The organism is Stenotrophomonas sp. HMSC10F07, assembly GCF_001807895.1.
Classification (GTDB): Bacteria; Pseudomonadota; Gammaproteobacteria; order Xanthomonadales; family Xanthomonadaceae; genus Stenotrophomonas; species Stenotrophomonas sepilia.
The window spans coordinates 1-3,694 of sequence record NZ_KV791437.1 but is presented as its reverse complement, the minus strand read 5'-3'; the positions used below and the strand labels follow the sequence as shown (position 1 = coordinate 3,694).

General features: G+C 67.7%; 2 protein-coding genes. One reads left to right on the top strand and one right to left on the bottom strand.

Annotated elements, in window-relative coordinates; all coding sequences use genetic code 11:
• Positions 1–56: 56 nt before the first annotated feature.
• Entirely contained in the window at positions 57–491 is a 435-nt protein-coding gene (locus HMPREF3114_RS16255; protein ID WP_049429041.1) for a VOC family protein, read from the bottom strand.
• A 338-nt stretch (positions 492–829) separates the two neighbouring features.
• Between HMPREF3114_RS16255 and HMPREF3114_RS16250 the strand changes: the two genes are divergently transcribed.
• Positions 830–3,625 carry a beta-glucosidase family protein gene (locus tag HMPREF3114_RS16250; RefSeq protein ID WP_083297605.1) on the top strand — a complete coding sequence of 932 codons (2,796 nt, stop codon included), beginning with the start codon at positions 830–832 and terminating at the stop codon, positions 3,623–3,625.
• Positions 3,626–3,694 lie beyond the last annotated feature (69 nt).

Genomic DNA, 3,694 nt, shown 5'->3' with positions numbered 1-3,694 from the left:
CCGGCCAGCGGCCGGCACTACCGCGGGGGCCGGGCGCAGCCTGGCCGTGCGTCACCTCACCGCCCCTGCGGATCCGGCCGGTGATGCACGTACTCGACCACCGTGCCATCGGGATGTACCGCATTGAACGCCGCCCCGGTCGGGACCACCTGCAACGGGAAGATGATCTCGGCGCCGGCGGCAACCAGTTTGTCGTGATAAGGCCGAACGTCATCGACCAGCAGTGTCCCCGTGGTCGAGGTGAACGGCGCCAGCGCCGCCTCGCTGCCCTCGATCAACAGGAACGCACCGACCATGGCCAGGCGCAGCCCGGCCTCCGGAAACGGAAAGCCCGCATCGGCCACCACGCCCTGCAGCTGCTCGTAGAACGCCACGCTGCGTTCCAGCTCACCGGGGGCCACGAACACACGGATCAGCACGCGCGGTGCGCGCTGGCTGGACGTATCGCAGCGGTCGCGCCAGAGATGGTCGAAGTCGCGGTGGACGGTCATGGGATCGGTTCGTGGCCAGGGACCTTCATTATCGGCAGCCTCGCACGGCGCGCTGATGACCGCCGGTGATGGCCTGATAACTGCAGGCAGCGATCGCCCCTGTGACTTAGGTCCTGTTGACAGGTGAGAACGCCCTCGCACAATCTTCACAGGATTGGGTCGCCCTGCGCGGCCCGGGCAGGCAGGTTGTCACGCCGGGAGGAGGGTCCCGCGCGCAGACCGGTCCGTCCTTCGGCCTGCGGGAGGTTGCCTGGCAACCCCTGCGCGGCATGAACGCTGCACCCTTCGGCGGCACTTTCCCTGGACCGATTGCCTTGGCAACGGAATTACGCCCGTCGATGAAAACGTTTACAAAGCAGCTTGTACTGTCCCTGGCCCTGTCCGCTGCACTGGCCGCTCCGGCCTGGGCCGACCCTGCCGCGTTCACCGTGCTGACCCTGGAACAGGCCCCGACCGCCGAGGCGATGCCGGCCCTGGCCGCCCAGCTGAAGACCCTGCAGGTGGACGCGGTGAGCGTGCGCCAGGTGCAGCGCGGCATCGGCCAGGTCGATCCGCTGCAGGTGCTGGCCGACGGACTGGGTTACGAATACCGCTTCATTGCTGCGGGCAGGGATGATGGCCAGACCCAGCGCGGCCAGGCCGTACTGACCCGGCTGCCGATCGCCGCTGAATCCGGCCCGGACCAGCCGGGCCTGAACTACCTGCGCCTGGACGATGGCCGCCACACCGTGGCGGTCTATACCGATGCCGGTGCAGGTGCCGCGCAGCTGCCAGCGCTGGTCACCCGTTCGCGGCTGGGTGCACCGGCGGTGCTGCTCGGCGCGGTGGCCGGTGAATCGGCCAAGGCCGCCGGCTTCGATCCGGCGCGTGTGGCGCTGGAAGCCGATGCCAGCTATTTCAGCGATGGTTTCCAGGCCGCCAGCAGCGCGCCGTTCAAGGTGGAAGGCAGCGCCTTGCGCGCCACCCTGCTGACACTGGCCTATGCCGCCGACACGCATGGCGACAGGCCGTGGATGGACACCACCCTCAACGCCGATGCGCGCGCCGCGCTGCTGCTGAAGGCGATGACCGAGGATGAGAAGTTCCAGATGCTGCACAGCTACTTCGGGCTGGGCAAGGATGGTGGCCCACTGCCGGAAGGCGCGGTCGGTTCGGCCGGTTTCGTGCCGGGCGTGGCGCGGCTGGGCATTCCGTCGCAGCAGTCGGCCGATGCCGGCGTCGGCGTGACCAATCCGGGCGGCATCCGCCCGGGTGATTTCGCCACGGCGATGCCATCGGGCCCATCCACCGCGTCCAGCTGGAACCGCGAAGTGGCTTTCGCCGGTGGCGCGACCATGGGCCGCGAGGCGTGGCAGCAGCGCTTCAACATCCTGCTGTCGGGCAGCGTCAACCTGCAGCGCGATCCACGCAACGGCCGCAACTTCGAATATGCCGGTGAGGACCCGCTGCTGGCCGGTTCGATGGTCGGCGCGCTGATCCAGGGCGTGCAGAGCCAGCACGTGATCTCCTCGATGAAGCACTTCGCGCTGAACGACATGGAGACCCGGCGCAACTTCCACGACGTGCGCATCGGCGAACAGGCCATGCACGAGTCGGACCTGCTGGCGTTCGAGATTGCGCTGGAGGCTGGCCGCCCGGGCGTGGCGATGTGCTCGTACAACAAGATCAACGGCACCTACGGCTGCGAGAACGGCTACCTGATGAACCAGGTGCTGAAGCAGGAATGGAAGTTCCCCGGTTTCGTGATGTCCGACTGGGGCGGCGTGCACAGCGGTTCGAAGGCGGCGCTGGCCGGCCTGGACCAGCAGTCGGCCGGTGAAGTGTTCGACGCAGCGGTGTTCTTCGACGAACCGCTGCGTCTGGCCGTGCATGGCGGCGTGGTGCCGCAGGCGCGCCTGAATGACATGGTCACGCGCATCCTGCGCACGATGTTCCTGCACGGCAACTTCGACAACCCGCCGCAGCACCAGAAGGTGGATGCCGAGGCCGGCTTCGCCGTGGCCCAGCGCACGGTGGAAGAGGGCAGCGTGCTGCTGCGCAATGAAGGCAACCTGCTGCCGCTGGCCGACAGCGTGAAGCGCATTGTCATCATCGGTGGCCACGCCGACAAGGGCGTGATCGGTGGCGGTGGTTCGTCGATGGTGGGCGTGACCGCCAAGGGCACCAACGCGGTGCCGGGCGTGCTGCCGACCACCTGGCCGGGCCCGGTGATCTTCCACCCGTCCTCGCCGCTGGAATCGCTGCGTGCGGCGCGCCCTGACGCAACCATCGAGTATGTGGACGGGACCAATGCCGCCGCTGCGGCCAAAGCCGCCGCGCAGGCCGATGTGGCCATTGTGTTTGCCACGCAGTGGGCCGCCGAATCGGTGGACCTGCCGGACATGCAGCTGCCGGACAACCAGGACGCACTGATCTCGGCGGTGGCCGCGGCAAACCCGAAGACCGTGCTGGTGCTGGAAACCAACGGCCCGGTGCGCACCCCTTGGCTGGCGCAGGTGCCAGCGATGCTGCAGGCCTGGTACCCGGGCATCCGCGGCGGCGAAGGCATCGCCGCGCTGCTGACCGGTCAGGTCAATCCGTCGGGCCGCCTGCCGGTGACCTGGGTGACGGACGAATCGCAGCTGCCGCGCCCGCATATCGATGGCCTCGGCTTCAAGCCGGCCAAGCCGTTCGGTGATGTGTTCGATTTCGATATCGAAGGCGCCAACGTCGGCTACAAGTGGATGGCGGTCAAGGGCCTGACCCCGACCTTCGCCTTTGGTCATGGCCTGTCCTACACCTCGTTCGCCTATGACAACCTGAAGGTGAGCGTGGAAGGCTCGCGCCTGGTCGCCAGCGTCGATATCCGCAATACCGGCAAGCGCGCCGGCGCCGATGTGGCCCAGCTGTACCTGAAGCTGCCGGCAGGCAGCACCACGCCGATCCGCCTGATCGGCTACGACAAGGTGAACCTGCAGCCGGGCGAACAGCGCCGCATCCGCATCGAAGCCGAGCCGAAGACTCTGGCCCACTACGATGCACAGGCGCGCCAGTGGAAGATCGACGGTGGCACCTACCAGGTGCAGCTGGCGCGCAATGCCGCCGAGCCGCTGCAGACCGTGGACGTGCAGCTGGTGGAGCAGGTGCTGCGCTGATGCCTGACGACACGGCCCGCACAGGGCCGTGTCTGAAAAAGGGGACGGAGGGGATTAAGTCGTTTATGC

Excerpts from the sequence above, each read along its gene's own strand:
- HMPREF3114_RS16250 (WP_083297605.1), top strand. The coding sequence starts at position 830 with ATGAAAACGTTTACAAAGCAGCTTGTACTGTCCCTGGCCCTGTCCGCT.
- HMPREF3114_RS16255 (WP_049429041.1), bottom strand. The coding sequence starts at position 491 with ATGACCGTCCACCGCGACTTCGACCATCTCTGGCGCGACCGCTGCGAT.